We start from the raw sequence: 14,875 nt of genomic DNA on the forward strand, positions 1-14,875 counted from the left end.
CCAGCCCCGTCGCCCATCGTGCGTCTGCTCTGGCTTGGAACCCCACTGCCGAACTTCCCGGTGCGCGCGCCCGCAGCCGACGCCTTCACCGAGGTGCTGCTCCATGACTTCACTGCTGGGTACTGCTCGTGGTGGCCCCTGATCACTGCGGGCCACCCGGTCCGGTCGTCAGTCCCGTCGCCGTCCTGCACCAGCCCTGGCTTCGGAACTCCACCACCGCACCGTCCTGCGTACTGCACCTACGGGTCCTGCGTGTACTACTGCCGGCAGTTCGTCTCTGCCAGGCCCTGCTGTCTCGCTGGGCTACGAGAGAAACCATAGCCACGTCACCGCCCAATGTCTACTCCAGCCGAGATAGATTTGCTCTTGGCTGGTCAGGAGGTAATCGGGCTCGAACATGGCCGCTCCAGGGGAGCGGAGGAGGGGCCGTTGCGGCCAACCGGAAACGGTGTCCAACGGGGTGGAAGAATCGTTTTGACGAACGTGACGGATGATCATTGGGTATACCTCGACCGCAGTGCTCAGGCCGGCAGTGGCAAGCGCAGAGCCGCTGCCCGTCTTCCGGAACAGCTGCGCAGGTGGCCTTCCCGTAGTCCGGCGCACGCCGGCGGGCAGGCCGGTGGAGAGGTCCCGGACGAGAGCACACCCCTGTACGCGCGGTTGGCCGAGGAGTGGGCGGCCCGCGGCGCCACCGTCCCCTGCCGTCCTGACCCCCTGTGGCAGCGTCTGGTCTCTGCCGAGCACTTCTGGCGTGAGACGGAAAGCACGCTGCGACAGCTGCACCTGGCAGGGGGTGCCCACCCTGCCGACGGCGCAGCTGCGTCGGTTCGAACGGAGGTACTCGCGTGATCCACGGCTCGCTGGTGTGCCGGGGCTGTTCCGGCACCCTCTACGCCGTTTCCACCACCTGTGCTCACTCGGCACCCTTGCCCACCTGGGAAGTCGATCACGACCGCACCCCGGTCTCTTGCCCCTTGCGGCCTCTCCTGCCCCTGGAAGGGGCGGCCGCTCACGTCTCCGAGCTTGCCCGCGCCGATCACGTCCTGGCCGAACCGTCCTGACGCAATCACGGGCTCACCGTCATGGCCCTGGCCCTGGCCCTGGCCCTGCCGGCCACGGGCCCGACCGGCCGGTCCCGCTCCAGACGCGGATCAGGGCCGCGCGGCAAACGCTGCGCGGCCCTGATCCGGTACTCCTCGGTTCCCGCGGACATCGCAGACGTCCGCTGTTCGGGCGCCTGCGAGCTGTACGGACAGTCGTGAGCGCCGATCGCGGCGGCCGCGCGGGGCGGGGTGGGGAGGGTTAGGCCGGGTTGATGTTCTCGGCCTGGGGGCCCTTCTGGCCCTGGGTGATGTCGAACGTGACGACCTGGCCCTCCTGGAGCTCGCGGAAGCCCGAGGAGTTGATCGCGGAGTAGTGGGCGAAGACGTCCGGGCCGCCGCCGTCCTGGGCGATGAAGCCGAAGCCCTTTTCAGCGTTGAACCACTTCACAGTTCCCGTAGCCATGTCTCATGCCTTCCAGTCGATGAACGCCTTCCGCTCCATGCGGAAGGCGGAGGTGATCGTCCTGGTTCCTGCGGCACTGCACAGCAAAACGCCCACACCAAGGCGTGGGCAAAGGGGACTTCCGAACCACGACAGCTGAGTCAGACGCTACACGCCCCCAACGGCCCGTCACCATAGGGAGCAAGGTGCGTCATACCTCCGACACGCGCGGGCGGGAGTGCCCACCGCGACCGGCGGGCACGTCCACCTCAGGCTGCCTTGCGCGGGCGCCCTTCGGGCGCGGGGGAGTGGTGCTCGGCGTTGACGCGCTGAGCTTCCTCAAGTCGGATCTCGAGCATCACGATCCGACAGGCGGCCTCAATGGGAGTGCCCCGGTCGACGAGTTCCCGGGCGCGGGCGGCAATGCGCAGCTGGGCGCGGGAGTAGCGGCGGTGACCGCCCTCGGAACGTAGCGGGGTGATCAGGTGGGCCTCTCCAATGGCGCGGAGGAAGGCCTGGGTGGTACCGAGCATCTCTGCGGCCCGGCCCATCGTGTAGGCGGGGTAGCCGTCGTCGTCGAGACGGCTGAACGAGTCGTCTGCTGTCATCGCACCTCACTGCGAAACAGGTGGAGTAAGGGGTCGGAACGAGGTGAGGGGCCCTGGCGCGTACGACACCAGGGCCCCGAAGGAACTGCTACACCATCTGCCGGCCCTGTTGCTGCGCCGGCCGTCTGTTTCCGCCGACCCGGCCGAAATGCTGCCGGGAATGCGGGGATCGCGGTTGCTTGACCGGAGACCACCTCACAATCGATGTCCTGCGGTACCCGGACTCAGACTTACGTCCGGGCGATCCTGATGGCGCTTCAACTCCTCCGTTCATCCCTCGACGTCAACTACTTGCAAAGCGGGGGACTGCGTACTGCTGGTCTTTCTCCTACTGCTGGTACTGCGAACCGCTTGTACTGCTCGTGACCTGACCTAGCGCCACGTTCCGGCAGCCAGCCCCGTCGCCCGTCGTGCGTCTGCTCTGGCTTGGAACCCCACTGCCGAACTTCCCGGTGCGCGCGCCCGCAGCCGACGCCTTCACCGAGGTGCTGCTCACTGACTTCACTGCTGGGTACTGCTCGTGGTGGCCCCTGATCACTGCGGGCCACCCGGTCCGGTCGTCAGTCCCGTCGCCGTCCTTCAACTGCTCTGGCTTCGGAACTCCACCACCGCACCGTCCTGCGCACTGCAACTTCGGGTACTGCGTGTACTGCTGCCCGGCAGTTCGTCTCTGCCCGGCCCTGCTGTCTCTCTGGGTTACGAGAGAAACCATAACCACGCCATCGCCCAATGTCTACCCCAGCCAGGATAGATTTTTGAGTGCGCGTCGCTGAGGTAATCGGGTCCCGTCAGGTTGAGCAGTCGTGGATCAGGGAACAACGACCGGGCAGGCAAGGTCGGACACCGACAACAGACCTGGAGCGCGCGATGACTACGATGAGCGCCGAGTGCACAGCCCTTGCTTCTCTGTCCGCCGTCGCCGAGGCGCGCCAGGCCGCCCGGACATTCCTCGGAGCCCTCGGGTCGTGGGGCATCGATCGGGATTGCGCCGACACCGTGATCCTGGTCGTCTCCGAACTCGTCACCAACGCCCTGCGTCACGGCGGCGGCTCCTACACGCTCCGGCTGGCCGTGCACCCCGACACCATCGAGGTCGCCGTCGAGGACTCCAGTCCCCACCCGCCGCGCATGCGTACCCCCGACCTCGTGGACGGCACCGGCGGGTTCGGCTGGCACATGGTCAACGACCTCGCCCACGCCACCATCGTCACGCCCACGCCCGAAGGCGGGAAGACCGTACGCGCCCTCCTGCCCCGTCGGACCGGCGGCTAGGCGCGAGCCTGCGGTCGCGGAGCCGATCCAGGGCCTCTCCGTGCGGAGTCCGGGCGGTCCTCGATGATTCCGCCCGGGGACCTGCCGGCCTGGCCGGTGGCGAAGGCGTGCAGGGCCTCGTCCCCGTACAGAGAGGTGCGCCCTTCGCCGGTGCGGGCTTCGGTGAGCCCGTCGGTGTACAGCAGGAGGGTGTCGCCGGGGGCGACGTGCAGGGCGGCGGCGCGCAGGGTGTAGCGGGTCAGCGAGGTGACCGCGGCGGCCTGGGGGGCCTTGCCCCACCCGCCGCCTACACAACGTCCCGCTACCCCTCTGCGCTTTCATGGGGGTACGCGGGAGGGCCCGATCGGCGCGTACCGGTCGGGCCCTCTTCGCTGTTCGGGTGGCGGCGTGCGCCGGGCCCACCCGTCAGGCGGTCACGGGGGTGCCGAGCATCGCGGAGGCCCGCTGGAGGGGGCTGAGTACGCGTGTGGCCACGGCGGTTCGGGGGAGGCTTCCGCGGCAGGTGAAGCCGAGCTGGGTCATTGCGCGGAGGACTTCGCCGACGCTGAAGTCGCGGCGGTCCTGGCGGGTGATGACCTGGCCGACCTGCTTGACGGGGTAGGTACGGCGGCCGATGATCACGGACTCACCGAGGACCTGCTCGGGCTTGATGCCCTTCATGGACTCCAGGACGCCCGTCTTGGTGAGGTCGAACGGGAAGCGGGCGATGACACAGCGCATGATGCCTCACAGAGAGAAGAGGGGAAGGGTCCGGCCACGGTGAGGTGGTTCAGCGGGCGAGGGCGAGGACGCCCAGAGCGCTGCCTTGTTCATCGACGACGGGCAGAGCGGTGAGCCTGCGGTAGTGCATCGCGTGCTCGGCCTCGGTGATCGTGGTCATGGGCGAGGTGAACGGCCCGCGGTCGCCGAGGACATCGCGCAGACGGAGCCGGTCGGTGTACACGGCGCTGTCGTGGATGGCGCTGAGCCGCTCCCGCGTGATCAGCCCGGTGCACAGGCCGTCCTCGTCGCAGACGAGCAGATGGTCCGTGCGGGAACTGGCCGTGACGGCCAGGGCCACCTCGACGGTCATGTCGTCACAGACCTGCGGACCGGCCGCCTCCATGGCGTCGACCACCGTCCTGCGGACGAGGTCGGCGTGCGCGGAGCGGGGCTGCATCTGGACCAGCGTCAAAATCTGCCTCCTGCAGAGATGGGTCAGTTTCCTGATCACGTGGTGGTCAGGCCGCCGCGTCGAAGGAGGACTGCCGAGCGCTCGCGCGCCGGGCCGCTGACACGGGCCCGCGGCGGCCGCGGGAGGCCGTGCTGCGCTTGGGCCGCTCGGAGACCGGTGCGGTGATGGTGACCGGGATGCCGGAGGGTGCCTGGGCGCCGGTGATGCGGTTCAGGGCCTCGTCGCCGGAGTGGACCTGGGTGGTCTGCGGGGTGATGCCCGCGGCCTGCATGAGGCGTGCCATCTCGCGGCGCTGGTTGGGGGTGACCAGCGTGACGACGCTGCCGGACTCGCCGGCGCGGGCGGTACGGCCGCCGCGGTGCAGGTAGTCCTTGGGGTCGGTCGGCGGGTCGACGTTGACGACGAGGTCGAGGTTGTCGACGTGGATGCCGCGGGCCGCGACGTTCGTGGCCACGAGGACGCTGACGTGCCCGCTCTTGAACTGCGTGAGGGTCCGGGTCCGCTGCGGCTGGGACTTCCCGCCGTGCAGGGCCGCGGCGCGCACCCCGTTGCTCAGCAGGTGCTCGGTGAGCCTGTCCACGGCGTGCTTGGTGTCCAGGAACATGATCACGCGGCCTTCGCGGGCGGCGATCTCGGTCGTGGCGGCCTGCTTGTCGAAGTTCTGCACGTGCAGGACGTGGTGCTCCATCGTGGTGACCGCGCCCTGCGAGGGGTCGACGGAGTGCACGACCGGGTCGGTCAGGTAGCGCCGGACCAGCAGGTCGACGTTGCGGTCCAGGGTGGCGGAGAACAGCATCCGCTGGCCCTCGGGACGCACCTGGTCCAGCAGGGCGGTGACCTGCGGCATGAACCCCATGTCGGCCATCTGGTCCGCCTCGTCGAGGACGGTGATGGCGACCTGGTTCAGGCGGCAGTCACCACGGTCGATGAGGTCCTTGAGGCGGCCGGGCGTGGCGACGACCACTTCCGCCCCGCCGCGCAGCGCCTGGGCCTGCCGATAGATGGGCATGCCGCCGACCACGGTGGCCAGGCGCAGCTTGACCGCCCGGGCGTAAGGCGTGAGCGCGGCGGTGACCTGCTGGGCGAGCTCACGCGTCGGTACGAGGACCAGCGCGAGCGGCTGACCCGACTCGGCGCTCTGACCGGCCGTACGGGCCAGCAAGGCGAGGCCGAAGGCCAGGGTCTTTCCGGAGCCGGTGCGGCCCCGGCCCAGGACGTCACGGCCCGCGAGGGTGTTGGGCAGGGTGGCGGCCTGGATCGGGAACGGCGTGGCCATGCCCTCACGGCTGAGCGTGCTCAACAGCTGGGCCGGCATGTCGAGTTCGGCGAAGGCCTCGACGGCAGGCAGCGCGGGGGTGATCGTCTTCGGCAGGGCGAACTCCCCCTGCAGTGCGGCGGGGCGACGGCCGAAGCCCCCGCCACCGGAGCGCTTGGGGCCGCTGGAGCGACTGGGGGCCGCTGAGCCGAATCGGCTGACCCGACCCGAACCGGCGCCAGTGCCGAAAGCAGGGCCACCGGTGCGGCTGCGGGTGCGGGAGGAGCGGTCGTTCGTACGCGTGGGGTTCATGCGGAACCTTCCTTGATACGGCACGTATCAAGGAATTCCCGCAGCGTAGGAGCGGCGCAGGGAATTGCGAGAACGGGCCGAATAGAATGCGAAAGCAGATCTGGCGGACAGAAAGTCTGTACGCGCTCAGTCGCTGGAATAAGGTGGCGCCATGTAGGCGCGGCAACCAAAATGATTGACTCGGGTGCAGCTCCGAGAGGGCCGCTCGTCCGAGTGTCTCCATACTCAATACCGCGGGTGAACCCACCGCGGGAAATGCGTGCAGCTGGGGCCCGCACCCCGAGGGATGCGGGCCCCAGCTGTAGAATGCGTGTCAGCGCTTAGGCGGGAACGATGTTCTCGGCCGTCGGGCCCTTCTGGCCCTGCGCGATGTCGAAGGTGACCTTCTGGCCCTCGTTCAGCTCGCGGAAGCCCTGGGCGGCAATGTTCGAGTAGTGGGCGAAGACGTCAGCGCCGCCACCGTCCTGCTCGATGAAGCCAAAACCCTTTTCCGCGTTGAACCACTTGACGGTACCAGCAGCCATGTCATATCTCCTTTGGGGCAATACATCGGCGACTGCACTGTGCGGACGCCGTGTCGCCGCGATGATGCCCCGCCCGGAAATGACCGGGAAATACAAAGCGCTTCCAGCGGAATGAATTCCGGTCTGGAGGCGCTTGAAGTTCTTGGGTACCAAAACTGCAACCGAGATCGACAGTAGCACGCTGCGGCGACCTGTGTGCGTTGAATATTTCCGCCCGCCGTGTTGCGGTAGAAACTCTCCCCGAGGGATCCGTTAAATTCTCAGGCCGCGGCGATAGATATTTATTCACCCCGACCGCAGCGTTTTTTGGTTGTTCGTCACCGGCTGCAGGAGGCGGCAGCGAGGTCGGCCGGTTGGAGACGTGTTGGGGACAGGTTCCGACGCGAGGGCCGCTGGAGCGGTCCTCGCGGTGACGAAGTCCTGTACGGGGCAACGAACGCGTCTCGGGAGGGGCTCGACCAACCTGGCGCCACTGGCGGTTCGGAGGCCCGACAGCGGCCGCCCCAGCAGACCTTGCCAACTCCGCGTAGACCGCAGGCCTGGCCCGCCGGGGCGCGGTGAGGAATAGAATCGACTTCCATGTCGAAGCCTGACGAGCTGCTCGTGAACGTCGCCGCCCTGGTGGAGTCCGGGCAGAGCAACCAGATGTCCCTGACCGTGGTCACCGGTGGTGCCGTCATCACCGGCCGGCTCGCCCCAGAAGCCGTGTGGAGAGAACGGGTGTCGGAGGTGCTGACGGATTCCGCCCGCCTGGGCGAGTTCTCCGCCATCTTCACTGCCACGCCACCCAAGGAGGGGCCGCCCACGCATCTGCACTTCCATGTGGCGCGGATCCTGCAGGGGACCGTGGGCATCCCGGAGACGGGCGGGATGTACCGCATCTCGATCAAGGACGTCAGCGCCTGGACGGTCGGCGACTTCAGCTACTCCGACCACTGACCCGCGACTACGGCGAGAACCCACCGCAGGACTGAGGACCCGACCGGTGCTGCGGGCCGCGCTGAACGCCGCGATCGCGCAGCAGCTGATCACCTTCAACCCGGCCGCGCACGCCGACCTGGAGGCGGCCAGACGGCCGAAGGCGTGGCGATGGACCGACACCCACCTGGACGCCGGACCCATCACGGTCGCCAAGCAACTCGTCGTCAACGGCTGGGAGGTGTAGGAGGACGACGCGAAGACCGACGCCGGCGCCCGCACCATCGCGCTCGACTCCGACACCGTCCACGTCCTGCGGCGCCACCGGGCCCAGCAGGACGAGGCTCGCGCCAAGGCTTCCGCCGGTCCGCCTCCACGACCTGCGCCACGGTGCGGAATCCCAGAAGCTGACGCGGAGCCCACGCCGGACCATGCCGACCCGTCGGCGGCAATCCCGGAGCCCGCTGGCACGTCCGCTCACGCACCGCTCACGCAAACGGCCCCGGACGCGGAGTCCGGGGCCGAATAGAGCGCCTCCCTGGGAAGACATCCCAGGTCAGCGGCTTACAAGCTGTGCCCTCGGCAGGATTCGAACCTGCGACACCCGCTTTAGGAGAGCGGTGCTCTATCCCCTGAGCTACGAAGGCGGGGATGGTGGCGCAGCCGAAGAGGGCCGGGCCGCCGCGGACAGTGTAGCGGGTGGGGTGAGGTCCGCACCTGGGGTTGGTTGCCGGCTGCCTGCCCCTGCGGTGGGTTGGTCGAAGGGGCGAGGGCAGGCAGCCGGTGGCAGTGGGTCGGGCGAGGCTTCGGCAGAGCCGATCCGGGCGAACGGAGATCGGCTGCGTGGTCGGCCCGGCGCACCGCCGAAGAGCGGGAAAGGGCTAGCTCATCAACGGCGAACCGTTGAGGTGCCAGGTGATGGCGCCCTTGTCGTCACCTGCGATGTCGTAGACGAGAGTCGAGTCACCGGACCACTGCGTGCCCGGGGCGAGCGTGGCCGACGGGGTCAGGCAGACGATATTCGCCGAGGGGAGGTTGTCGTAGACGCTGTTCACATTGGCCGTGAAGTCGCAGGTCTTTGTGGCGACCACGACGTCGCCCCCGGGGTCCCGACGCTCCAGGCGAGAAGTCACCTTGAACGAATTGAAACGCTTGCTGGTCATATCGGCCTGGCCGTCGTTGAAGCTCTCCCACTCGAGGACGACCTTCCCTCGGACCTTGTTGTCCGGAAGTGCCTCGATGCACACCGGAACTTCCATGAGCACCTCGGTGACCGCTCCGAACATGGACTGAGTGCGATTGTTCGTCGTGCAGGTCTGCGCTGCACTGGCAGGCTGCGAGAAAATCATCACCCCGGAGAGCGAGGCCATGGCTACGGCGAGAGCGGAAGCGCGGAAGCGATTGCTGTTCATGATTCAGTTCCCTATGGTCGAATCGAGGTCACGCGTGAGAATGGGGCGGCCGAAGGCCGCTCAGTACCTGTCGTGGGAGGCGTTCTCGTTGTGCAGCCCTGCTACCAGGTTCTCCGCCGGCCAGTAGTCGCCACAGGTCGGGAGGAACTCCTGACTGGCGCCGCTGTAACCGGAGTTGAAATACACGCGATATCGAGCGGAGCATTCTCCGTTCACGCCCGATGCCGCATTGTTCTTTACCGCCTGCCCGTTTCCTTCGTTGGTCATATTGCAGGTCTGGAAATTCACATTCCCGGGCCTGAAGACGTAGCGGACGATGGAGACGCCGGTCGACGAATACCCGAAGTGGTTCGGTATGTCTTTATTGGAAACGAAGCAAGGGCTCGACGAATACCATGTCTGCCCACCCCTGCTGTTGAAGTGAAGGGAAAAGCAGTAGCGGTTTTCCGAGGAGCTGCACTCGTCCGAAACGTAGGACGTGGGCATGGCGGACGCGGTTCCCGCCGGCAGGATGAGTGCCGCCATTGCGGCGGCAGCGCAGACTCCTATGACCTTCTTGATGCTCATCGGTTACCCGCTGTCTGATAGGCCTGGCGGACCTTCTCTGTTTCCCGGTTCTTGACTGCCACCTCGGCTGCGAGCTTTTCCGTGTTGCTGTTGATTGCCGATTCCTGCAGTTCCCGCTCCTGCGCGTTCCATACGGCTACCAGGTTGGTTTGCTGCTTGCATTCGACATCGGCCACAGCCTGCGCGATCTCTCCCGTGGTGGCAGCGGGAGAGGAGACCTCTATGCCCAGCTCGTCCAAGTCGTCCAGGGGGTGCTTGCGGTCGTAGCCCTTGGTCTTCATGCACGACACCCACTTGCCGGCCGCACCGACCACCTTCGCGTCGTCGCGCGAGTCCTCGAAGATCCGGCCGGAGATGGCGTTGGCTTCAGGCGTCTGCGGCAGGGGGAAGAGGCGCTTGGTCTCTCCCCGGCACCCGCCGTCCGGGATCTCCTTCCCCTTGTACGTGCCACCCTCGACCTCGACCCCGGTTCCGGTGAACACCGCCGACTCGCCCCCGGCGGCCGGCTCCCAACGAGGCGGTTCCGGGGCGTCGTTCGGCAGGTGGTATCCGTACGTCCTTGCCAGGTCGATGTCGGAGATGCCGTAGCGGCGGCCCACGGCGGTATTCACCGAATCGGCCACCGACCGCTCGGAAACCGCCGGAGGGCCGAAGTCCTTGAAGCCGTAGCGCGCCATACAGGACCGCCACTGCTGCTGCACCGATGACTGCCAGACGTAGCCCTCCGCGGCGGTGACCGTATATCCGTCCAGAGGCAGCGTCAGCCCCTTCGCCAAGCCCCTCGTGGGGGCAACGGGAAGGTCACCGATTGCGATCCGGCCCGGATCGGCCGCGGTTGCCGAGCCCGCCATGGAGTCCGTCGTCGGCGCCCCGCATCCCGCGAGCACGGCCGCAAGCGCGGCGACACTCGCTGCGCCCGCCAGTCGTCGGGAGGCGCCTTGGTCGGACCTTCGTGCAATGGACATGGGTCCCCCCCAATTGATTCGGCTGCGGGGACGGCTACGAGATCCCCGGCTGGGTCGTTCAGACCGTGTGGTTCTGCTGGGTCCGCTCCAGGGACCTCGCGGCCCTAGCCCGCTCGGGGGCAAGAACGTCGATGTGCGTGCCGGCGCCCCGTGCGGGCTGGTCGGCCCAGCTGCGCAGCTTGGCCGCCACCTGCGGCAGGTGCTTGTCGTCCGGCGCGACGCAGAGGTAGAACAGTGCCTCGTCGGTCTTGGAGTCGTCCCCTCCCCAACGGACCACACCCTCGAGTTCGGCGAGGACGTCCCGGAGCACGAGCACCTCGTGCGCGAAGAACCCGCCCTTTACGCCGGGGGGATAGTGGCCGGTCCTGATACGGATCGCCGTACCGGACGCCAGATTGCCCTCGGGCAACCCCTTGCGGACGCCTCCAGGTGCCTGCCAACCGGTGATGTCACCCTTGCGCAGGACGTCGATCTCGAAATTGAAGCGACGGGCAACGTGGAAGAGCACCGTCTCGACGTCTCCGAGGCGGACGCCGACACCATCGATCTGGGTGCCGGGCACGGGGCGGGTCCACACCGACCCGCCTGCGTCGACGAGCTTTTCCATCTCCCAACCGTTCGGGCTGGGCTTTCCGGTGAACACGCGGGCCTGTTCGGCCTTCAGCCGAAGGACGGTGGCCTGGATGTCGTCAACTGCCGGCGCGGGCGGGGTCGACTGGGCGTAGGCCGCAGTGGGTGTCAGAGCCGTTACGGCGATGGAGCTCACAGCAGCGGCTGCGACGGTGACGCCGGCCCGCATCAGGACCGTACGACGCGATATGGAGGGGTGACTCACACTCAGTTGCCCTTTCTCTTGGCTTTCTTGGCGAGCTCAGCGTGCTCGGCGAGGGCAACGCCGCCGGCGACCAGGGTGCCGAAGGCGAGCATGACGACGGCAGGATTCACATAGCCGGGCACGGCGGCCCCGTAGCTTCCGCCCTCGTCGACGCGGCACATGAGCCGGAGTGGGACGTACTCCCCTTCGAACGCGTCAACGCGTGCCACGTTTTCCGTGCCCCCGGCCTTCATGCATGCCTCGAACTGGGCGGTCTCGTCGAGGAGGGCCACGTGCAGAAGGCCCCACAGGTACATGGCGAAGCCGAAGGCCATGCCGAGGGACGCGACAGCTCGCCACAGCAGCCATGTCGGCCGGGAACCCGCGTGTCGAGCGTCGAGCGACCGGACGAAGAGGACCACGCCGGCACCCAGGCCGACGAGGCAGAACAGAACGATCCCCAACAGGCCGATGATGTTGTAGGCCATGGAAGGTCAGGCTCCCCGCACGATCATGTTGTACCTCTCGAAGATCTGATAGAGAGGCATTCGCTTGTGTGCGTGCGCCACCGCCACATCGCCGAACCCCTGGTACCTGCGCAGGATCTCGAAGGTTTCCTCGTCCGAGTAGTCGAGCGTGGGGACCCGCATGACCTTTTCGGCTGGGTCGCCGCTACCCGGCTTTCCGCCGGCGCTCCACAGGTGGAGCAAGGAGACCGTGCGGAGACTGTGGGGATTGTCCTGGTTGAGCTTGTGCCACATCTTCCAGATGTCCGCGTCCACCTTGGGATTGAGGATATCTCCGGATATGTAACCAGCATCAATGCAGTAGTTCCAGGCCTTGATTCCCACCGCGCCGAAGATCTGACCAATTCCAGTGCTGGAGTCGCGCCTCGGAACCACGTCCTTGCCTCCCACGCCGGTGTGGTAGTACGTCACGCCGGCGTCGGCTGCGAAATCTACGGGGTCGTAGTGGCGCATCTCCCAGTAGGCGGATGTCTGGATCAGGGCCTTGCGCATTTTGTATGTCTTCGCCAGCTGTGTGACCAGGGCGTCGTTCGCAATGATGGTCTCCAGGCATTCGGTATGCGTGAAGATCCGGCTGACGCTGCTGTTCGGATAGCCGATGGATATCATGTACTTGCTGATGTCGCTGTGCAGCCCGCTCCAGTAGGTCATGGAGAAGGGCACATCGTATTTCCCGATGGCAGGGGGGTTGAACGAACCCTGGCCGGTGTCCCGACCCGAGGCGATGTTGTTGTCGATGTTGATTTTGCCCGTGCCGCTACCGACGTCGATCGTCACGATTTGATCGTAGGCCCAGTCCGGGGGCAGCGGGTATCCGTAATTACCGGAAAAGCCGCTGGACATGTCCGAGACGAAGCTGGCCGTGCTCAAACCGGCTTGGCCCACGCGAATACAGACGTTGCGGGGGCCGTAGACGCCGACCTTGTAGGGGCTGCCGAACATGACCAAGCCGTCGCGAACACCCTGGAAGTAGGGAAGGACGTTGGCCGTGATCTCGTAGTCGTACGCGTCGAAGTCGACGGCGAAGTAGATGCGCGATCCGGCTTTGAAGCCGTGGCTGCGGGCGGCGTTCGCTGCGGCGAGAGCCGCTTCCCGCCCCCGGGCGTACGTGAAGCCTGACGCCGCCCTGCCGTAGGTCTGATAGATGGGGAAACACCGTAGGCCGTTGGCCGCAATCATGGCCAGTTCGCCCGGCCGTATGGCCTTCTCCGGGAGACTGGCAGGGTCGGGGTTGGTCAGGTATCGGCCGATGTACTTGATGCCGGCGGCTTTCAGCGCGGTCGCACGCGCCTGGGTGATCTTGGTGACTCCGTCGCAGGCGGCTCCCCGACGGTCCTGGTCCCCGTACGAGACCAGAAGCGACGCCCACGTCGAGAAGTCCCCCTTGCCGGTGGCAGGTAGCGCGCAGAAAGTCTGAAATGCCGATACCTCGGTCTTCAGTGCAGCGCTAAAGGTGGAGCTGAAGCTGACGTCGCGCTGATTGAGGACCATGGCCGCGGTGAAGAGCTGAACCCAGGTGCCCGAAGATGCCGTGGTGAGCGTGTGCTGCTTGAGCCCTGCGCGGGTGCCGGGCCCGAACGCGCCGTTGGCCGTTCCGTCGGCCATTCCGATCTCGTACTGGACGGCCAGGAGCATGGACTGGGCGACGGTCCGGGAGTGGTGGCCGTCGCAAGGGACGATGAAGAAGTCCCGGCGCCCGACGTAGCGGCCGTTCAACCATTGCTGGACACTGCGGACCCGGTTGCTGCCACCGTTCACCACGACGTAGGGATCCATGGTGAGCAGGGCCTTGAAGACCTTCGGAGTCAGGCCGTCCCCGGGGTAGACCCGGGACACGCCCATGTCCGTCTTGAGCTTCGTCATTGCGGCTGATACGCGGGAGTTGTAGATTCCGTCGATCTCCCCGCCGTCGTAGCCCTTGCAGTAGAGGGCTGACTGGATGAGGCGGCAGAAGTCGGCGGAAGGCACGGTCTTTGCGTTCAAGCTCGCATATTTGGTGGTGAGCGCCGAGAGCGTGGTGGGTCCAAAAGTGTCCGACAGTGCTGTAATGCCCAACTCGTACTGGAGGCAGCGCGTGAGGGCGTACATCAACGCCCATGAAGTCAGGCCATCCTCCGCAACGGTCGGTATGTCCTTGCGAGGTGCGTAAACCTTGTTGATGAATTTCTGGGCCCTGCGCACCATTTCGTCGGCCATGAAGCGGCTTCCCCCGAGATGTGATGGATCGGTGGCGACCTTATTCTCAGAGGCAGTGAGAGCAAGGGCGATATCGGCGACTTTGAAGGGCGGGTCGTCGCGACCGTGTGGGTGCCTTTTCGTCTACACCGGCGGCCGGCGGCCGGGCACGGCCGTCAATTGCACGGGCGGGCATCGACCTTGCGATCGATGAGCGCTGTGGTGGAGGTCTTCGTGTTCTTCATGATCGCAATGGCCGTTGCGCAGTAGGTGGAAACCTGCATGCGGACCGGTCCGGCGTACTGGGTGAAGTTGCCCTCATCCGTGACGCACGTGGGTGAGACCTTGTAGTCGCACACCTTCAACTTCATGTACTTGGTGGTACTGAGGTTGTTGTCGAAGACGGCACAAACACCCTCTCCGTCCGTCTGGTTGTAGATGAAGAGAGTTCCCCACCGCCGCTCGTCCGGAAGGCGTTCGGCGGAATACAGCGCATAGCCGGATCCGCAGAGGGTGCCGGTTGCGGCCAGTGCCCGAGGCTCGGCCGCCGCGATGGCACGCGTGCCGGCGTCCGCCTCGGACGAGATCGCGACCTTCGCTGCCGTGTTGCCGTCCGAGGCAGAGGCGTGCGGAGCGGTCAGGCTGAGGGCCGCTAAGGACAGTGCGGTCAAACTGGCGCGTGCAGCGCCCCGCTTGGTGACACCGAGCATGAATTCCCCCACTTGGATCTGACTGATCGACTGGATGCGGTCTCGGGCAAATCGCCTGGTGCGGAGGTCCGGTATTCACCCTCTGACTGGATGATCCTGGCTCATTCCAACACCATGAGTCAACGATCATTTCAAGTCACACAATGATCGTTGATTG

General features: G+C 66.4%; 16 protein-coding genes, 1 tRNA gene and 1 pseudogene. 3 read left to right on the plus strand and 15 right to left on the minus strand.

What is annotated here, in order from left to right; all coding sequences use genetic code 11:
* Window positions 1–1,302: 1,302 nt before the first annotated feature.
* Entirely contained in the window at window positions 1,303–1,506 is a 204-nt protein-coding gene (locus tag ACFVX6_RS17440) for a cold-shock protein (RefSeq protein ID WP_109779107.1), read from the minus strand.
* A 248-nt stretch (window positions 1,507–1,754) separates the two neighbouring features.
* Window positions 1,755–2,093 (minus strand): helix-turn-helix domain-containing protein, encoded by a 339-nt coding sequence (locus tag ACFVX6_RS17445; protein WP_389692309.1) that lies wholly within the window; start codon window positions 2,091–2,093, stop codon window positions 1,755–1,757.
* 867 nt (window positions 2,094–2,960) lie between these two features.
* Here ACFVX6_RS17445 and ACFVX6_RS17450 point away from each other — a divergent pair.
* Window positions 2,961–3,365 carry an ATP-binding protein gene (locus ACFVX6_RS17450; protein ID WP_389692311.1) on the plus strand — a complete coding sequence of 135 codons (405 nt, stop codon included), beginning with the start codon at window positions 2,961–2,963 and terminating at the stop codon, window positions 3,363–3,365.
* On the opposite strand, the pseudogene ACFVX6_RS17455 reads toward ACFVX6_RS17450, so the two are convergent.
* The 5 genes and pseudogenes from ACFVX6_RS17455 to ACFVX6_RS17475 all read right to left on the minus strand — a co-directional run.
* Window positions 3,362–3,655: pseudogene (locus ACFVX6_RS17455) on the minus strand (SpoIIE family protein phosphatase); the annotation flags it as partial. The gene ACFVX6_RS17450 and the pseudogene ACFVX6_RS17455 sit on opposite strands and share 4 nt — an antisense overlap.
* A 115-nt stretch (window positions 3,656–3,770) precedes the next feature.
* A complete protein-coding gene (locus ACFVX6_RS17460; protein WP_389692313.1) occupies window positions 3,771–4,085 on the minus strand; it encodes an SCO5918 family protein in 315 nt (104 codons plus the stop codon).
* A gap of 49 nt (window positions 4,086–4,134) precedes the next feature.
* Window positions 4,135–4,539 (minus strand): CBS domain-containing protein, encoded by a 405-nt coding sequence (locus ACFVX6_RS17465; protein WP_389692315.1) that lies wholly within the window; start codon window positions 4,537–4,539, stop codon window positions 4,135–4,137.
* Between the two features lie 46 nt (window positions 4,540–4,585).
* Window positions 4,586–6,106, minus strand: coding sequence for a DEAD/DEAH box helicase (locus ACFVX6_RS17470; RefSeq protein WP_389692317.1), 1,521 nt, complete (start codon window positions 6,104–6,106; stop codon window positions 4,586–4,588).
* Between the two features lie 320 nt (window positions 6,107–6,426).
* The gene (locus ACFVX6_RS17475) at window positions 6,427–6,630 is read right to left on the minus strand and encodes a cold-shock protein (RefSeq protein WP_008734853.1); all 204 of its coding nucleotides are present in this window, start codon (window positions 6,628–6,630) and stop codon (window positions 6,427–6,429) included.
* A 579-nt stretch (window positions 6,631–7,209) separates the two neighbouring features.
* On the opposite strand from ACFVX6_RS17475, the gene ACFVX6_RS17480 reads away from it, so the two are divergent.
* Window positions 7,210–7,569 (plus strand): hypothetical protein, encoded by a 360-nt coding sequence (locus ACFVX6_RS17480; protein ID WP_328299298.1) that lies wholly within the window; start codon window positions 7,210–7,212, stop codon window positions 7,567–7,569.
* A gap of 46 nt (window positions 7,570–7,615) precedes the next feature.
* The gene (locus ACFVX6_RS17485; protein ID WP_389692319.1) at window positions 7,616–7,795 is read left to right on the plus strand and encodes a hypothetical protein; all 180 of its coding nucleotides are present in this window, start codon (window positions 7,616–7,618) and stop codon (window positions 7,793–7,795) included.
* 327 nt (window positions 7,796–8,122) lie between these two features.
* Here ACFVX6_RS17485 and ACFVX6_RS17490 read toward each other — a convergent pair.
* The 8 genes from ACFVX6_RS17490 to ACFVX6_RS17525 form a co-directional block, all read right to left on the minus strand.
* Window positions 8,123–8,195 (minus strand) — tRNA-Arg (locus ACFVX6_RS17490).
* 234 nt (window positions 8,196–8,429) lie between these two features.
* Complete coding sequence (locus ACFVX6_RS17495; protein ID WP_389692321.1) at window positions 8,430–8,960, minus strand: hypothetical protein; 531 nt, start codon at window positions 8,958–8,960, stop codon at window positions 8,430–8,432.
* 60 nt (window positions 8,961–9,020) lie between these two features.
* Complete coding sequence (locus tag ACFVX6_RS17500; protein ID WP_389692323.1) at window positions 9,021–9,527, minus strand: hypothetical protein; 507 nt, start codon at window positions 9,525–9,527, stop codon at window positions 9,021–9,023.
* The gene (locus tag ACFVX6_RS17505) at window positions 9,524–10,492 is read right to left on the minus strand and encodes a hypothetical protein (protein WP_389692325.1); all 969 of its coding nucleotides are present in this window, start codon (window positions 10,490–10,492) and stop codon (window positions 9,524–9,526) included. Before ACFVX6_RS17505 ends, ACFVX6_RS17500 begins: the two co-directional genes overlap by 4 nt.
* Before the next feature lie 58 nt (window positions 10,493–10,550).
* Window positions 10,551–11,327 carry a hypothetical protein gene (locus ACFVX6_RS17510; protein ID WP_389692327.1) on the minus strand — a complete coding sequence of 259 codons (777 nt, stop codon included), beginning with the start codon at window positions 11,325–11,327 and terminating at the stop codon, window positions 10,551–10,553.
* Between the two features lie 2 nt (window positions 11,328–11,329).
* Window positions 11,330–11,794, minus strand: coding sequence for a hypothetical protein (locus tag ACFVX6_RS17515; protein ID WP_389692329.1), 465 nt, complete (start codon window positions 11,792–11,794; stop codon window positions 11,330–11,332).
* A 6-nt stretch (window positions 11,795–11,800) separates the two neighbouring features.
* Complete coding sequence (locus tag ACFVX6_RS17520; RefSeq protein ID WP_389692331.1) at window positions 11,801–14,029, minus strand: glycoside hydrolase domain-containing protein; 2,229 nt, start codon at window positions 14,027–14,029, stop codon at window positions 11,801–11,803.
* A 155-nt stretch (window positions 14,030–14,184) separates the two neighbouring features.
* Window positions 14,185–14,718, minus strand: coding sequence for a hypothetical protein (locus ACFVX6_RS17525; protein ID WP_389692333.1), 534 nt, complete (start codon window positions 14,716–14,718; stop codon window positions 14,185–14,187).
* Window positions 14,719–14,875: the final 157 nt, after the last annotated feature.

This window comes from Streptomyces sp. NPDC058289 (assembly GCF_042880975.1).
GTDB lineage: Bacteria > Actinomycetota > Actinomycetes > Streptomycetales > Streptomycetaceae > Streptomyces > Streptomyces stoeckheimensis.

Excerpts from the sequence above, each read along its gene's own strand:
- ACFVX6_RS17440 (WP_109779107.1), bottom strand. The coding sequence starts at position 1,506 with ATGGCTACGGGAACTGTGAAGTGGTTCAACGCTGAAAAGGGCTTCGGC.
- ACFVX6_RS17445 (WP_389692309.1), bottom strand. The coding sequence starts at position 2,093 with ATGACAGCAGACGACTCGTTCAGCCGTCTCGACGACGACGGCTACCCC.
- ACFVX6_RS17450 (WP_389692311.1), top strand. The coding sequence starts at position 2,961 with ATGACTACGATGAGCGCCGAGTGCACAGCCCTTGCTTCTCTGTCCGCC.
- ACFVX6_RS17460 (WP_389692313.1), bottom strand. The coding sequence starts at position 4,085 with ATGCGCTGTGTCATCGCCCGCTTCCCGTTCGACCTCACCAAGACGGGC.
- ACFVX6_RS17470 (WP_389692317.1), bottom strand. The coding sequence starts at position 6,106 with ATGAACCCCACGCGTACGAACGACCGCTCCTCCCGCACCCGCAGCCGC.
- ACFVX6_RS17475 (WP_008734853.1), bottom strand. The coding sequence starts at position 6,630 with ATGGCTGCTGGTACCGTCAAGTGGTTCAACGCGGAAAAGGGTTTTGGC.
- ACFVX6_RS17480 (WP_328299298.1), top strand. The coding sequence starts at position 7,210 with ATGTCGAAGCCTGACGAGCTGCTCGTGAACGTCGCCGCCCTGGTGGAG.
- ACFVX6_RS17495 (WP_389692321.1), bottom strand. The coding sequence starts at position 8,960 with ATGAACAGCAATCGCTTCCGCGCTTCCGCTCTCGCCGTAGCCATGGCC.
- ACFVX6_RS17500 (WP_389692323.1), bottom strand. The coding sequence starts at position 9,527 with ATGAGCATCAAGAAGGTCATAGGAGTCTGCGCTGCCGCCGCAATGGCG.
- ACFVX6_RS17505 (WP_389692325.1), bottom strand. The coding sequence starts at position 10,492 with ATGTCCATTGCACGAAGGTCCGACCAAGGCGCCTCCCGACGACTGGCG.
- ACFVX6_RS17515 (WP_389692329.1), bottom strand. The coding sequence starts at position 11,794 with ATGGCCTACAACATCATCGGCCTGTTGGGGATCGTTCTGTTCTGCCTC.
- ACFVX6_RS17520 (WP_389692331.1), bottom strand. The coding sequence starts at position 14,029 with ATGGCCGACGAAATGGTGCGCAGGGCCCAGAAATTCATCAACAAGGTT.
- ACFVX6_RS17525 (WP_389692333.1), bottom strand. The coding sequence starts at position 14,718 with ATGCTCGGTGTCACCAAGCGGGGCGCTGCACGCGCCAGTTTGACCGCA.